14 protein-coding genes are annotated in these 14,325 nt (G+C 64.2%); 13 read left to right on the top strand and 1 reads right to left on the bottom strand.

The features are described from left to right. The first annotated feature begins 29 nt into the window (after nt 1-29). The 13 genes from EQZ23_RS17850 to EQZ23_RS17790 all read left to right on the top strand — a co-directional run bounded on the left by EQZ23_RS17850 (nt 30) and on the right by EQZ23_RS17790 (nt 12,382). The gene (locus tag EQZ23_RS17850; RefSeq protein ID WP_128455797.1) at nt 30-920 is read left to right on the top strand and encodes a baseplate J/gp47 family protein; all 891 of its coding nucleotides are present in this window, start codon (nt 30-32) and stop codon (nt 918-920) included. Further along, the gene (locus tag EQZ23_RS17845; protein WP_128455796.1) at nt 917-1,558 is read left to right on the top strand and encodes a phage tail protein I; all 642 of its coding nucleotides are present in this window, start codon (nt 917-919) and stop codon (nt 1,556-1,558) included. The genes EQZ23_RS17850 and EQZ23_RS17845 overlap by 4 nt, the downstream gene beginning before the upstream one ends. Beyond that, entirely contained in the window at nt 1,558-2,805 is a 1,248-nt protein-coding gene (locus EQZ23_RS17840) for a hypothetical protein (RefSeq protein WP_128455795.1), read from the top strand. The genes EQZ23_RS17845 and EQZ23_RS17840 overlap by 1 nt, the downstream gene beginning before the upstream one ends. A 43-nt stretch (nt 2,806-2,848) precedes the next feature. Then, complete coding sequence (locus EQZ23_RS17835; RefSeq protein WP_128455794.1) at nt 2,849-5,317, top strand: tail fiber domain-containing protein; 2,469 nt, start codon at nt 2,849-2,851, stop codon at nt 5,315-5,317. A gap of 68 nt (nt 5,318-5,385) precedes the next feature. Further along, nucleotides 5,386-5,940, top strand: coding sequence for a phage baseplate assembly protein V (locus EQZ23_RS17830; RefSeq protein WP_240663664.1), 555 nt, complete (start codon nt 5,386-5,388; stop codon nt 5,938-5,940). A 5-nt stretch (nt 5,941-5,945) separates the two neighbouring features. Further along, on the top strand, nt 5,946-6,314 hold the full coding sequence (locus EQZ23_RS17825) for a GPW/gp25 family protein (protein ID WP_240663663.1): 369 nt from the start codon (nt 5,946-5,948) through the stop codon (nt 6,312-6,314). Then, nucleotides 6,311-7,483 carry a phage tail sheath subtilisin-like domain-containing protein gene (locus tag EQZ23_RS17820; protein WP_128455792.1) on the top strand — a complete coding sequence of 391 codons (1,173 nt, stop codon included), beginning with the start codon at nt 6,311-6,313 and terminating at the stop codon, nt 7,481-7,483. The genes EQZ23_RS17825 and EQZ23_RS17820 overlap by 4 nt, the downstream gene beginning before the upstream one ends. Before the next feature lie 39 nt (nt 7,484-7,522). Then, entirely contained in the window at nt 7,523-8,032 is a 510-nt protein-coding gene (locus EQZ23_RS17815) for a phage major tail tube protein (RefSeq protein WP_128455791.1), read from the top strand. A gap of 53 nt (nt 8,033-8,085) precedes the next feature. Next, the gene (locus EQZ23_RS17810) at nt 8,086-8,427 is read left to right on the top strand and encodes a phage tail assembly protein (RefSeq protein WP_128455790.1); all 342 of its coding nucleotides are present in this window, start codon (nt 8,086-8,088) and stop codon (nt 8,425-8,427) included. A gap of 8 nt (nt 8,428-8,435) precedes the next feature. Further along, nucleotides 8,436-8,567 (top strand): GpE family phage tail protein, encoded by a 132-nt coding sequence (locus EQZ23_RS17805; RefSeq protein WP_121886733.1) that lies wholly within the window; start codon nt 8,436-8,438, stop codon nt 8,565-8,567. Then, a complete protein-coding gene (locus EQZ23_RS17800; RefSeq protein WP_240663662.1) occupies nt 8,557-10,968 on the top strand; it encodes a phage tail tape measure protein in 2,412 nt (803 codons plus the stop codon). Before EQZ23_RS17805 ends, EQZ23_RS17800 begins: the two co-directional genes overlap by 11 nt. After that, entirely contained in the window at nt 10,968-11,354 is a 387-nt protein-coding gene (locus EQZ23_RS17795) for a phage tail protein (protein WP_128455789.1), read from the top strand. The genes EQZ23_RS17800 and EQZ23_RS17795 overlap by 1 nt, the downstream gene beginning before the upstream one ends. Continuing rightward, entirely contained in the window at nt 11,351-12,382 is a 1,032-nt protein-coding gene (locus tag EQZ23_RS17790; protein ID WP_128455788.1) for a contractile injection system protein, VgrG/Pvc8 family, read from the top strand. Before EQZ23_RS17795 ends, EQZ23_RS17790 begins: the two co-directional genes overlap by 4 nt. On the opposite strand, the gene EQZ23_RS17785 is transcribed toward EQZ23_RS17790, so the two are convergent. Next, nucleotides 12,379-14,310, bottom strand: coding sequence for an ATP-binding protein (locus EQZ23_RS17785; RefSeq protein ID WP_240663676.1), 1,932 nt, complete (start codon nt 14,308-14,310; stop codon nt 12,379-12,381). The two genes, EQZ23_RS17790 and EQZ23_RS17785, sit on opposite strands and share 4 nt — an antisense overlap. Between the last annotated feature and the right edge of the window lie 15 nt (nt 14,311-14,325).

Here is a 14,325-nt window from a genome sequence, read left to right as displayed (position 1 = left end):
CGTCGCAACCGCGACGACATGGCCGGATTATGGCCGCAATCTCCACCACCGTCGATCTGTCGAGCCTTCCTGCGCCGATCGTCGTCGAGCAACTGTCTTTCGACCAGATCGTCGACCAGATGATCGCCAAGTTGCGCGTAGATTTGCCGGCTTTCGACGCGACGGTCGACAGCGATCCCGCGGTGAAGGTGCTGCACGTCGCCGCCTATCGCGAGCTGATCGTGCGGCAGGCGTTTCAGGACGGCGCTTTGCAGCTCTTCGTCGCCTACGCGACCGGCGCACGCCTCGATCATCTCGCCGCCCTGGTCGGCGTCACCCGCCAGATCGTCACGCCAGCCAACCCGGCGACGGGCGCAGTCGCGATCTACGAAGACGACGATCGTTTGCGCCAGCGCATCGTTCTTGCGCCCGAGAGCTTCTCGGTCGCGGGCCCCGAGCTCGCCTACGTCAAGCATGCGAAGGATGCGTCGGCCGACGTCCTCGATGCCAGCGCGACAAGCCCGGCACCGGGCGAGGTCCTCGTGTCCGTGCTCTACCGCGGTGGTGACGGCACAGCGCCTGCTGAGCTGATCGCGAAGGTCGCCGCCATCGTTACAGCACCCGGCATTCGCCCGCTCGGCGATCATGTGGCCGTCGCGTCGGCCAAGATCGTGCCGTTCGTGGTCAATGCCCGGCTCATCACGTTCACAGGGCCGGATCCCGCGCTGATCGTCGCCACCTCGCTCGTGGCGTTGCAAGCCTTTCTCGCCGAGAATCGCAAGCTCGGTCGCACCATCACGCGGTCGGGCCTTATCGCGGCGCTGAGCCAGGCAGGCGTTCACCGTGTCGATCTCGATCTCGGGGCAGACGTCGTGTGTGACGGAACGCAGGCGGCGAACTGCGTCGCCATAGCCGTCACGCATGGCGGCTATGCGTCATGAGTCTGCTGCCCCCCAATGCGACCCCGCTCGAACGCGCGCTCGAGGAAGCCATCGCGCGGATCGGCGCGATCACCGCGCCGATCGACACGCTGCTCGATCCGTACCTGATCCCGGCCGAATGGTTACCGTGGCTCGGCTGGGGGCTTTCGCTCGATAGCTGGGATGCGGACTGGTCCGAAGCGCTCAAGCGGCAGGCGGTCGCGGAATCGATCGCGCTGCACCGGATCAAGGGTACGCGCGCCTCGGTAGAGATCGTGTTGCGTCGCTTCGACCAGCTCGCGCACGTCGTCGAATGGTTCGAGGCTGCGCCGCGCGCCACGCCGCATACATTCGAAGTCATCCTGCCCCTCAGCGTCGGGGGCGTGGCGCCCGGCGGTACGCGCGCCACTGCCGCCGTCGCCGAGGCCATCATCCGTGAGGTTTCCCGCGCGAAGCCACTTCGCGAGCACTTTCGCCTGGTGCAGCTGCTGGCCGTAGCCGGCGCGATCGGCGTCATGGGCGGCGTCCGCGCCGTCCAGTCGCTCCGCCAGGACCTGACACTCACCACCGCACCGGCCGCCCCATGGGACGCCTACCTTCAAACCGAAGACGGCGAGCCGCTGGAAGACGATTTTGGCACATTCTTCGAGGACGCCTGATGCCCCTGACGCTGACCTTCACGAACGCCGGGCTGGCGCGGTTCACCGCCGCGCAGCTCGGCAATGGCGCGGATCTCCGCGTCTCAGCAATCGGACTGACCGACAACGCCATCGTCGTCGCGCCGACCCTGACTGCGCTGCCCGGTGAATTCCGCCGGGTCGCAACCGTCTCGGGCGCACAGGTCGATAACAACATCGTCCATCTGATCGTCCGCGATGACGAGGCCGTCACCTACGCCTTTCGCGCATTCGCGCTCTACCTGTCGGATGGCACGCTGTTCGCGGTCTACGGCCAGGCCGACCGCATCATGCAGAAGGCGGCGGGCGCGTCGAATATGCTGGCGGTCGATATCGCCTTTCCCGCCGCCAACATCGCCACCGTCAGTTTCGGCGATACCAACTTCCTCAATCCGCCCGCGACGTCGACGACGAAGGGCGTGGTCGAGCTGGCGACCGATGCCGAGACGATCGCTGGCGTAGACACGTCGCGCGCGGTGACACCAACGGGGCTCGCCGCCCGCCTCGCGCAGATCCTGACCGGGACCAACGACCAGATCGCTGCGATACTGGCGACGATCGCCAAACTTGTCACGGCAAACCGGCGTGTGAACACGACCGGCCTCGCGACCGGCGGGCGGGCGCTCGACGGCGACGTTACGATCGATGTCCCGGCCGCGAGCGCAGCCGAAGCCGATGCCGGCGCGGTCACGACCAAGGCACTGACGCCGGCAAGTCTTGCCAACGTGCTCGCCTCGATCGTCGCGCGCGTGCCACTCGCGCGCCGGGTCGACACGACCGGCCTCGCGATCGGCGGGAACGCGCTCAACACCGACATCACGATTTCGGTACCGGCCGCGACCGCTGCGCAGCTGCTCGCCGGTAGCGCCGGCAACGTCGCCGCAACGCCGGCTGCGCTCACTGCTGCCGGCGTCGTCTATCTGGTCGAGAGCAAATCGGACGGCGCGAACCGCTACCGTCGCTTTTCGGATGGCAGCGTCGAGATGATGGGCGTGTCCGCGCTACCAGGCAGCGAGGCCGCTTTCACACTCAACTTTCCGTGGGCGTTTCCGACCGCTTGCGACGGCATTTGGACCACGATCATCAACAGCGGCCAATCGAACGATGGCCAGTCGACCGTGCAGGAAGTCTCGCTCTCTGCCGCCAGTGCGCAGCTCTACGCGCAAAACCACAAGACCCCGACCGCCGACGCAGCCGGCGGCTTTCGCTGGTTCGCGCGCGGTCGCTGATCCGTCCCGGTTTTCCTGATTCTCCGATCTCGAGGTTTGAACGATGGCGAAGATTTCCGCCCTTCCCGCAATGACGGCATCCGATGGCACCGAGACGGTTCCCGTCGTGAAGGCCGGTCGGGCTGCAAAGGTCGCGTTCTCCGCGCTGGCGCGGTTGATGGTGCCGTTCCTTGCCAACTGGTACAAGGGCGATCGCGGCGATCCCGGCGGTGATGCCGGACAGGTCGCGCCCTTCACCCTCGCCAAGACCATGTCGTACAAGGTCGGTATCAATCGGATGCGCACGACTGGCCGACTGGGCGACGGCGACGGCGGTGGCGCGATGTACGACCGATGGGCGGGAGGGGCACTGCCCAGCGCTGGTCGTGACGTATGGTGGTTCACGGCAACCGGCGACAATTCCGCCTGGGTGCTTTCACCCGACCAGCTTTTCTTCGCCTCGCAGTTCGGCGCGACCGGCGGTGATGCGATCGATGCCGGCCCGATCCTGAACGCGGCGCTGAATGCACCCATGGTGCAGACGCTTAATCTCGGGACGCTCACCCATTTCTTTTCGGGCCAAATCATCAAGCCGAGCGGTAAGGCGCTTATCGGCGTGTCGCGGTCTGCGTCGTGGCTGAAGGCGATCCCCGCCTTCGTCGCTCGGCAGTGCGTCTACACGATCGACGACGTCAACGGCCGGTTTGCAGACTTCTCGCTCGACGTGCAGCGCTCCGGCCTCGGTGGCACGAACGCGCAGCGATCTTCCGGCGTGACCATCCGCGCGCAGAATGCCGACGGGTTCGGGACGATCGTCGATCGGGTCGATGTCTACAACGCCACCGGATACGCGCATTATGACAGCGCCGACTATGGCGGCAGTCTCGCGACGCCGCGCAAGCTACGCGGGATCGTCCGCCGCCAGTGCCGCGCATTTAACAGCCAGGTCGGTTTCGAAAGCACCGGCGATACGTCGATCAAGACGATCGACTGCGACGTCGAGGCGTCTACCGTTACGTGGGACGGTGGTTCGCTGGTGCCGACCGAGGCCATGTACCACGAATATGGTCCCATCGCGCATGTCCACCGGATCCGCTGCCGCGGATACGGCCAGGCGGGGGCCGGCGCGCTTCCCGCTGTCGTCGATCCCTTCAGTCTTCGTCGTGTCACCTATGACGAGTGCGATATTGAGGTGACCAGCGGGGTCCCCGCTCTGGTGGTGAACGGGCAAGTGATCAACGGTGTCGAGTATCGTGTTCAGAACCTTCAGATCATCAATTGCCGGTTCGTTTCCGCCAACGGTGGGGGAACAAGCCTCAATGGTACGACCGCGACGATCCGCGGCGGGACGTTCATCGGCGGAGCCAGCGCGTCGAACGGGCAAGGCAACGGTGCCGGCATCGATACGTCCACGAACTCGATTGTCGATATCTATGCCGCCGAAGTCGTCGGCAATGCGGATCCTGCCGGTGGCGGTGCAGCCTATGGGGTAAACGCTCAGGGCAACGCGGTCGTGCGACTGCATGGCGGTAGGGTGACGGCGACCGGCCCGGCGAACCTCGCGATCACGCTTGGCGGTACGATCACCGTCGTCAGCCCCGCCGTGCTGACGCCTACACCGTCCGGATCGTCCGCAACCCCGGTGGAAAAGGCGGATTACGCCACCTCCTACGTCCCGGCGCGCAAGAACTCCGAGCCGACTGTCGAACGGTACGTGCCGCTGACCGAGATCGCCACGAGGGATGCGAACAACCGCTTCATCCTCGGTTTGTCGATCGCAAGCGGCATCACGTTTGCAACGCCACTTTGCCCGGTAAACGTGCTGGGGTCGGGACGCTCCTTCCTCGTCGCCAACAGTAACGGCAACAATTACCTCGAGATGGGCGGACAGGGCAGCGGCACCGCGTACTTCCGTGCCTATGAAGGCAACATGCAGGTCGGCAACGCCTTTGCCGGCAGTCTCCACCTGTGCACCGGAGCGATCAATCGATGGACGGTTCAGTCCGCCGGTCACCTCGCTGCTGCGGCCGATAACGTCTACAGCATCGGAACCGCGGCGCTGCGCGCATCGGTGGTCTATGCCGGCACCAGCTTGATCAATACGTCGGACGAGCGCGAGAAGACGTGGCGCGGGGCGATGACCGACATCGAACGCCTCGCCGCCAAGGCGATCTTTGCGGAGCTGGGCTTCTACCAGTGGAACGACGCTATCGCTGACAAGGGCGAGGACGATGCCCGCTATCACTTCGGCGCCCGCGCGCAACGCGTCTGGACGATTATGGCCGATCACGGCTTGGTCGATCCGCTGGGGAGCGATGGCTTGCCCGCTCGCACCCCCTACGCGTTCCTGTGTTTCGACCAGTGGGACGATGTCTTCGAGGACGTGATGACCGAACGGTTCGGCCCGCCCCGGCACGGCGAGGGTATGGATTACGTCAAGACAGGCGAACGGCTGATTATGCCAGCAGGCAACCGCTTCGGCCTGCGCGAAGGCCAGATGACGCTGTTCCTGCTCGGGGCTTTGCTGGGATGATCCGAACGTCGCTCTTGTAGAAAGCGTTTCTACAAGAGCGACGCCTCGCCTCTCGAAACGTCTCGCGCATGGTCGCCGCTATGGCCGCCACTGCCGATATCCAACGCCTCATTGGCGATCTCGCGCGCGAAGGCACCGTCGTGTCCGTCGATGGCGGCACTGCCCGCGTCCAGTTCGCCGACGATCTCACCACCGGTGACATCCCCTGGCTTTGCCCTCGCGCTGGCAAGACGCGTGTATGGTCACCGCCCTCCGTTGGCGAACAGGTCGCAGTGCTATGTCCGGAGTCGGACACCGCCCGCGGCATTATCATCGGCAGCCTCAGCTCAGACGCGCACCCGCACGCCGCGCAGGATGGATCAACCCGGATCGATTTCGAAGATGGCTCGTGGTTCGCATACGATCCCGTCAGCGGCGACCTTACCGGCGTCGTCACCGGCAAGATCTCGCTCACTGCACCCGGCGGGATCCGCCTGGTCGGTCCCGTCATCATCGAAGGTGACGTGGATTTGAAGGGCGCGATGATCGCCTCGGACGATGTCGTCGCGGCAGGCAAGAGCCTCAAGTCTCACACGCATACCGGCGTACAGGCGGGTGCCGCGATCTCTGGACCACCGAAGTGAACGGGATGGACCGGCAGACCGGCAAGGCGCTTGGCGGCACCGATCATCTCGAACAGTCGATTGGCGATATCCTCGGGACTCCCCTTGGTACGCGGCTCGGTCGTCGCGAATACGGTTCGTTGCTGCCGCAGCTGCTCGATCAGCCGAACAACGAACTCGGCCGCTTGCGCATCTACGCTGCGACCGCGCTCGCCCTGCTCCGTCAGGAAGGGCGAGCGCGTGTCACACGCGTGACCCTTTCCGCCGGAGCCGAGCCGCAACAGGCGATCGTCACGATCACCGGCAGACGTAGCGACGCAGCTGGTCGCCCTACTTTTTCCATTTCGTCCCCCATCCGCGCCTCGTCGGCGCTCGCTCGAAAGGCACACACATGACCTTCCTCCATGGGATCAACGTCAACGAGGTCAAGAAAACCTCCCGCTCGATCGCGACGGTCGCCACCGCCGTAATCGGACTGGTCGCAACGGCACCCGACGCCGTAGCCGGCGCGTTTCCCCTCGATACGGCGGTTAAGATCGTCAACCTCGACGAGGCGATCGAGGAGGCGGGCGCGACCGGAACCCTTCGCGCGTCACTCCGGGCCATCGCCGGTCAGGTGTCCGCCCCGATTGTCGTCGTGCGCGTCGCGCCAGGTGCGACCCCGGCGGATACGGCGGCAGCAATCGTCGGCACCGACGAAGCTGGGGTAAAGACCGGCATGCAGGCGCTGCTGACCGCGTCCGCGCAGTTGAATATGCACCCCCGCATCATCGGTGCCCCCGGCCTCGAAAGCGAGCAGGTCACCAAGTCGCTGGTCATCGTCGCCAGGCGGCTGCGCGCCCGCGTCTACGCAAAGGCTATCGGCGACGATCGCGACGAGGCGGTCGCGCACCGCGGCCTGTTCCCGAACGCGCGCGAGCTAACGTTGCTGTGGCCGAGCGTGACCGCACCGTACGGAGCGGACGGTTCGAGCATTGCCGTGCCGGTTGCGGCGGTGGCGATGGGCGCGCGAGCCGCGATCGATCAGGAGCAAGGCTGGCACAAGACGCTGTCGAACGTCGCACTTGCGGATCTCGACGGCCTCGCCGCCGACGTAACCTTCGATATTCAGGACCCGGAGTGCGATGCGAACGTGCTGAACGCGGCCGAGCTGGTCACCGTGGTCCGGATCGCTGGCGACCTCCGCTTCTGGGGCAACCGCACGTGCGCGGATCCGGCAAGCGACTTCGTGTTCGAGAGCGCCTGCCGCACCGCGCAGATTCTCGCGGATACCGTGGCACTTGGCTTGGTGTGGGCGATGGATCGTCCTCTGCTGCCGAGCCTGGCGAAAGACATCGTCGAGCAGATCAACGAGAAATTCCGCCAGGAAAAGCGCGCTGGTCGGATCCTCGGTGCCGTCGCTGTATTCGAGGGAGCGAAGAACCCGGTCGAGCAGCTGAAGGCCGGCAAGCTGCTGATCGGCTACCGCTACACCTTCGTGCCGCCCCTTGAGGCGCTCGGGCTCGAGCAGGAGATCTCCGATGAGTTCTTCGCCGACTTCGCCAGCCTCGTCGCCGCAAACTGATCCGCTCCCCCCTGACCACCCGCACGAAAGGCTGACGCGATGGCGTTCCCCAGCAAGCTCAAGCAGACGATGATGTTCAACGACGGCGAAGCCTTCATCGGTGAAACCGTATCGATCACGCCCCCAAAACTTGTGCGCAAATTCGAGGACTATCGCGCTGGTGGCATGAGCCGCGCGGTGAAGGTCGACATGGGCGGCGAAGCCCTGGAGATGGAGGCGACCTATGGCGGTCCCATGCGCCAGATCCTGCGCCAGCACGGCATGCTGAATATCTCGGGCGTGCAGCAGCGCTTCGTCGGCTCGTTCCAGAACGACGACACCGGCGCGGTCGATGTGGTCGAGATCGTCACGCGCGGCCGGCACGAAGAAATCGACATGGGCGAATGGAAGCCCGGCGAGGACACCGAGTTCAAGGTCAAAAGCCAGCTCAGCTATTTCAAGCTGGCCTGGAACGGCGTCGTCGAGGTCGAGATCGATGTGCTTGGCATGATCGAGGTCGTCGGCGGCGTCGACCTGATGGCCGCGCACCGCACGGCGCTTGGTCTGTAGGGCCCCCACCACCACCCCGCCCCCGCCGCAAACCAAACCCAAGGACCGATAAAATGAACGAGCAGAACGACACGCCAAACTCCGCACACGCCGCCCCCGGCGACGTCACGCTGGAATACGACATCGTCGTCGCCAACAAGGTCGTGCTGCCGGCAGGCACGCTGATTCATGTCCGAAAGCCGATGGGCGGTGCGCTGCGCGGTGCCAATCTCGGTGGCCTGGTGCGGATGGATTACAACCAGGTCGCGCTGGTCGCGCCGCGCGTGACGCAGCCAATCCTGCACCCGCATCTCATCGACGCGATGGATCCGGCGGACGTCACCCAGATCGCGGGGGTGCTCGTCGATTTTTTGCTGCCGACTGCGACGAAGGAGGCTCTCTCCCAGAACATGTAGAGGATCCGATGGCGGATATCGCCTTCGTCTTCCACTGGTCGCCCGACGCCCTCGACGCGCTTTCGATCCATGACCTGATGCAGTGGCGCGCGCGCGCCGCGCGCCGCCATAACCCCGAAGGAAAGACCCGTGGATCGTAACCTGCGCATCCGCATGTTGCTGGAAGCCGGTGACCGCGTCACCGGCCCGTTGCGCGCCATCGCCGGTGGATCGACCAAGGCGGCGCAGGCGCTCAAGCTGACCCGCGACGGCTTGAGAGAGATCGAGCGCGCGCAGGGCGATATCGCCGGCTTCCGCAAGCTGAAGACCGGCCTCGGCGATACCGGCACCGCGCTGGGGACGGCACGCACGCGCATGGCGGGATTGCGGCAAGAGATCGCCGCGGCCGACAAGCCGACCGCGACGCTGACCCGCGCGCTTGCCAAGGCGGAACGCGAGGTGACGACGCTGGAAGCGACCGAGCGCAAACAGGCGCAGTCGCTTCAGGAGATGTCGCTGCGTCTGCACACGGCCGGGATCGATACGAACGACCTCGCACGTCACCAGCGCCGCCTGCGCACTGAGGCGGTTCAGACCAACCGTACGATCGTAGAGCAGACGGCAGAGGTCGGACGGCTCGCCGACCGCGAACGCCGCATGGCGGCAGGTCGTGCGCGGTTCTCGCGCACACAGGCTATGGCGACTGGACTCGCGGCGGGAGGTGCTGCGGCAATCGGCACGGGCATGGCAATGGCCGCGCCATTGATCGGCAGCATCAAGGCCGCGCAGGACTATCAGTCGGTCATGACTGACATCGGCCAAAAAGCCGATCTATCGCGCGCCGCATCGGAGCAGCTGGGGCGCAACCTGCTCGTGTCCGCGCGCGCGGCCAACCAGATGCCGGCAGACCTCCAGGCGGGCGTCGATGCGCTCGCGGGCCTCGGCGCGAAGGTGCCCGACGCGGTCGCGATGATGAAACCGATCGGCCGCGCCGCAACCGCCTACAAGGCCGAGATCTCTGACCTGTCTGCCGCCGCGTTCGCCGCCACCGATAACCTCAAGGTGCCGGTCGCGCAGACCGGCAAGATCATCGACGTGATGGCCAGCGCCGGCAAGGCAGGCGCGTTCGAGATCAAGGACATGGCGCAGTATTTCCCGGCGCTGACCGCCGCCTATCAGGGCCTTGGCCAGACCGGCGTCGGCGCCGTCGCGGATCTCGCAGCCGGTTTGCAGATCGCGCGTAAAGGTGCCGGCGATGCCGCCAGCGCAGGCACGAACCTCGCCAACATCCTCCAGAAGATCGCGTCGCCCGCCACCAACAGGGCGTTCGAGAAGATGGGCGTCGACCTGCCGGCAGCGCTGAAAAAGGCCTATGCCGAGGGGAAGACGCCGCTCGAAGCCATCGCAGAGCTGACGAACAAGACGCTGAAGGGCGATCTATCGAAGCTCGGCTATCTGTTCGAGGATGCCCAGGTGCAGCAGGGCCTGCGCCCGCTGATCCAGAACATGGAGGAATTCCGAAAGATCCGTGCGGAGGCGGCGAAGGCGGGCGGCACGACCGACCGCGACTTCGCCGACCGCATGAAGGACTCGGCCGAACAGTCGAAACAGCTGAAGGTCAACGCGACGACGCTGGCCATCACGCTCGGTTCGCAGCTGCTGCCGACGATCAACGCCATCGTCACGCGCGCCAATGCGTTCGCGACATGGATCGGCGATGTCGCCAACCGATATCCCAATGCGACCAAGGCCGTGGCCATCGGCGTCGCGGCGTTCGCCGGACTGTTCTTCGTGCTGGGGGGCGGTGCGATCGTCATCGCCGGCCTGGTCGCGCCCTTCTCGGCGCTGGCGTTCGCGGCCGGCGCGCTCGGGATCGGCATGTTGCCGGTCATCGGCATTGCGCTCGCGGTCGTCGCTGGCATCGTCGCGATCGGGGCCGCGGCGTATCTGATCTATGCCAATTGGGGCGCGATCGGCGGATGGTTCGCCGGGCTCTGGCAGGGGATCAAGGGGACCTTCGCGGGCGCGGTCGATTGGTTCGCGACGCTACCAACCCGCTTCGCGCAGATCGGCCGCGATATGATCTCCGGCCTGATCCGCGGGATCTTCGGCATGTTCGGTTCGCTGAAAAGCACGATCGTCGGCGTCGCGTCGTCCGCGGCGGGATGGTTCAAGGCGAAGCTCGGCATCCATTCGCCCAGCCGCGTCTTCGCGGGCTTCGGTGGCAACATCGTCGACGGGCTGACCAACGGCATCGCCGCGCAGGAAGGCGAGCCTGTCAAGCGCATGGACCGCCTCTCCAGCCGCCTGACATCCGCGATCGTCACCGGCAGCGCGATCCCGGCGCTGGCGATGGGCGGTGCCGCCAGCGCCGCCTCCGCGCCGGCCGGTGCAACCAGCGCCGCGCCCCGCAGCTACACCATCCACATCCACCAGCAGCCGGGACAGGATTCGCATGTCCTCGCCCGCGCCGTAGCCGACGAGCTGGACCGCCGCGACCGGGAAACGGCCGCGCGGCGCCGATCGTCCTTCGCCGACACCCCCGATTACGAGACCGTCTGATGCTCCTTGCGCTTGGTATGTTCCCCTTCTCGATCCAGACGCTCGCCTTCGACGAGCTGGCGCGCCGCGCGAGCTGGCGCCACGCCACGTCCGCGCGGATCGGCGCGCGCGACGCGACGCAATATACCGGCCCCGGCGAAGAGACGATCGCCCTGCCCGGCACCGTCTATGCCGAGATCGCCGACGGCCGCGTGTCGATCGACGAGCTGCGCCGCATGGCCGACACCGGCGACGCCTGGTCGCTCGTCGACGGCCTCGGCTATGTCTATGGCGCGTTCGTCATCACCGGCATCGACGATCGCGCAAAGGTCTTCTTCCCCGACGGCACGCCGCGCCAGATCGACTTCGCGATCGACCTCCTGCGCGTCGACAGCGACGTCGCATGATCGCCAACATCGCCGCCGTCCGCGTCGTCGTCGACGGCACCGACATCACGCCGCTGCTCGAAGGCCGCGTCGCGCAAGCCAATGGCCGCCCGCCGCGCCGTCGCCTCGTCTCGCTCGGCATCACCGAAAAGCGCGGCGAGGAGGCCGACCAGCTCGATCTCGTCATCGACGACACCGACGGCGCCGTCGCCCTCCCGCCGACGGGCGCGAAGATCCACGTCTGGCTCGGCTGGAAGCAGGGCAGCGACGTCACGCCCAGCCTGGTCGACAAGGGATGGTTCATCGTCGACGAAGTCGCGCATGGCGGCCCGCCCGACCTGATCACGATCCGCGCGCGCTCGGCTGACTTCACCAGCGACCTGAAGACCAGGCGCGAGAAGAGCTGGCACGGTACCACACTCGGCGCGATCGTGACCGAGATCGCCGAGTGCCACCAGCTGACGCCGCGCTGCGCGGCCAGCCTCGCCGACATCGCGGTCGCGGCAAAGGCGCAGAACCGCGAAAGCGACCTCGCCTTCCTCCGCCGCCTCGGCCGGGAGCGCGGCGCGGTGGCGAAGATCGCGCGCGGCGTGCTGATCTTTTCGCCGATCGCCGCCGGCACGACACCGTCCGGCAAACCGATCGCGACCGTCACCATCGCGCGGCGCGACGGCGATGCCCACCAGTTCAGCCGCCAGAAGCGCGACGACGTGCCGGGGGTGAAGGCGACGTGGCACGACCGGAAGTCCGGCAAGCGCGAGCAGTTCGTGGCCGGGAAGGTGGAGGGGGCAAAGACGCTGTCGCGCGTCTACGCCAACGAGGTGGATGCTCAGGCCGCCGCCAACGCGGCGCATGGCCGCGCCGGGCGTGAGCCCGTTTCGCTCAGTCTTACGCTCGCGCTCGGCCGGCCCGACATTCACGTTGAGATGGAGGCGAGCGTCAGCGGTTACAAAGCTCCGATCGACATCGCAGCGTGGCTGGTGGCAGAAGTAACGCACACTTTAGGCGATCGGGGATACTCGACGAGCGTTAAACTGGAAGCAGCCTAGTCTTTGCCCTTGACTGTGTAAGCTTGGAACGGGTTGTTGCGTGCCGTTGGAAACCGCAATTTCAGGATGCCTCTTTCTACCATTCCGCTGAGTAAGCGGCGCCGAAGGCTCGTCGCATTCCTACCCATAAGGCTGGCGATTTGGTGGCTATTAAGCCACCCGCCTACCCTGCATAGCTCGATAACCACGTCTTCCTGATCATTGACGCTCAGAAGGGTACCACGGGCTCGGTTACCGATCAGCGCGAGCTGAGGCCAAAGACCTCGAAGGGTTTCGTCAACGCCGGCGCCGATTTGTCCGACCTCAGCTTGCTTATCTGGTTCAAGGAGCTTGGTACTAGCGTCAGAGGTTATGCCAGAGGTTATGCCAGAGGTTGGGTCAGAAGTTGGGTCAACGTCGTTCGCTGCATCCTGCCGTGCCTGAACGATGGTGCGGCTAGCGTCTCGCAATTCGTACCGGGTCCAGCGGCCGGTACCGATGCGCCGAAGAAGTCCACTTTTAACGAGATGCTGAAGCGTCTTAGTCAACTCCGTTCGGTGAACCGTCAGCACCTCCTGCAGCCGCGCGTTGGTTATAGCTCCCTCCTCAAGGGCCATAACCAGTATCTGTATCTCATCCGGTAATAAGGAATCGCATTTCGTACCGAACATGCTGCGCAAGCCGGTCAGAGCCTCCTCCGGCAAAAGGCTGACCATCGGCAGCGTCAACGTTACCCGGTCAGGACGCTGTGTCTCCCTAATGCGAGGCGTACGAAGCTTTGCCCCATCCCAACTGGTTCGGATGCGATCCATCCCCGATCCCGCCTTATCTCCGGCCCCCATCATCTGGAACATGACCTGGAGAGCTTTATTCCGGCATTCACTTACCCCACCGCGGAGTAGTTGTTCTAATGACAAAAGTAGAGTTCCGGGATTCGACAGTTCGATCCTGTCTCCGTACCGATCATAAACTATGCCACCTTGCCCGAAATAATCAGAATGAATAATCGAGTTAACAACCGCCTCACGCAAGCCTTCTGCAACCGACGACTCATCAATTCGGTACGAATTAGCATCAAGCTGGAACGGCGTTTTTAACGTCATCGCGAGCCGGGGCATAATACGATTATAAAATTGGAAAAGATTGCCTTCCCAAGTGCCATCAAGGGTTATTCTATCGGACCAGCGCTCACTGGGTTGCGCGCCAAGGCGTTCTCGATAATCTAGATGAAATTGCGGTAAAGCCTCAGGTGAACGTATCGCTTGCTCCTGACCAAACATCAGAAGACCAGCAACAGTTAATCCTTCCTGATTGCTAACCCGGTCTCTACGCCAGCCGCCAAGCCGAGTTAGCAGCGATAAATCGTTTTCCAATAGCCAAGGATGGTTTGGCTGCGAGCTAGCGAAACGATTACGATACTGCGCTAAAGATTGAGCGTGGAGGTCTGATAGCGTGAACCCTTCTAGCAATCTGCTATCTGCTGACAAGATAGACTGATCGGCAAACATTCTGCGAACCTCTTCAGGGCTGCACTTGTAATCGCCGGTGTGATCTCGCCGATAAGTCCCACTAAATGGATCGTTATTTATATAAATCGGGCGCTGCTCACGCGACGCGCGGGGTACATTTATACGAATAACTGGGTTTAAAGACCCCATATCAACGATTGTTATCTCGTTGCTACTGAGGATATTAATATTTACTTTTTTGGAGTTGTGCAAACTGCTCCAAATATTATCCACCTGCTGGCTCGCGTCAGACACGCCATGCATGTCCAACGTAGTACCTTTTTCCGCGATGCCGAGATAGATCGTTCCGCCATTAGTATTTGCGAACGAGCTATAGGTTTCCCATAACGACCCAGGAACACCTCCTTTTGCGCTTTTGAACTCGAGATCACCGCTTTCATAGAAAGAGGGATCATCAAATAGGGACAACTGTTTTGGCATGTCGCTCAACCGATA

The organism is Sphingomonas sp. UV9, assembly GCF_004101245.1.
In the GTDB taxonomy this organism is placed as follows: domain Bacteria; phylum Pseudomonadota; class Alphaproteobacteria; order Sphingomonadales; family Sphingomonadaceae; genus Sphingomonas.
This window is presented reverse-complemented; position numbering and strand designations above follow the sequence as displayed.

What these genes read in the sequence shown, in the direction of transcription:
- EQZ23_RS17850 (WP_128455797.1), top strand. Translation starts at nt 30, where the DNA reads ATGGCCGCAATCTCCACCACCGTCGATCTGTCGAGCCTTCCTGCGCCG.
- EQZ23_RS17845 (WP_128455796.1), top strand. Translation starts at nt 917, where the DNA reads ATGAGTCTGCTGCCCCCCAATGCGACCCCGCTCGAACGCGCGCTCGAG.
- EQZ23_RS17840 (WP_128455795.1), top strand. Translation starts at nt 1,558, where the DNA reads ATGCCCCTGACGCTGACCTTCACGAACGCCGGGCTGGCGCGGTTCACC.
- EQZ23_RS17835 (WP_128455794.1), top strand. Translation starts at nt 2,849, where the DNA reads ATGGCGAAGATTTCCGCCCTTCCCGCAATGACGGCATCCGATGGCACC.
- EQZ23_RS17830 (WP_240663664.1), top strand. Translation starts at nt 5,386, where the DNA reads ATGGTCGCCGCTATGGCCGCCACTGCCGATATCCAACGCCTCATTGGC.
- EQZ23_RS17825 (WP_240663663.1), top strand. Translation starts at nt 5,946, where the DNA reads ATGGACCGGCAGACCGGCAAGGCGCTTGGCGGCACCGATCATCTCGAA.
- EQZ23_RS17820 (WP_128455792.1), top strand. Translation starts at nt 6,311, where the DNA reads ATGACCTTCCTCCATGGGATCAACGTCAACGAGGTCAAGAAAACCTCC.
- EQZ23_RS17815 (WP_128455791.1), top strand. Translation starts at nt 7,523, where the DNA reads ATGGCGTTCCCCAGCAAGCTCAAGCAGACGATGATGTTCAACGACGGC.
- EQZ23_RS17810 (WP_128455790.1), top strand. Translation starts at nt 8,086, where the DNA reads ATGAACGAGCAGAACGACACGCCAAACTCCGCACACGCCGCCCCCGGC.
- EQZ23_RS17805 (WP_121886733.1), top strand. Translation starts at nt 8,436, where the DNA reads ATGGCGGATATCGCCTTCGTCTTCCACTGGTCGCCCGACGCCCTCGAC.
- EQZ23_RS17795 (WP_128455789.1), top strand. Translation starts at nt 10,968, where the DNA reads ATGCTCCTTGCGCTTGGTATGTTCCCCTTCTCGATCCAGACGCTCGCC.
- EQZ23_RS17790 (WP_128455788.1), top strand. Translation starts at nt 11,351, where the DNA reads ATGATCGCCAACATCGCCGCCGTCCGCGTCGTCGTCGACGGCACCGAC.
- EQZ23_RS17785 (WP_240663676.1), bottom strand. Translation starts at nt 14,310, where the DNA reads ATGCCAAAACAGTTGTCCCTATTTGATGATCCCTCTTTCTATGAAAGC.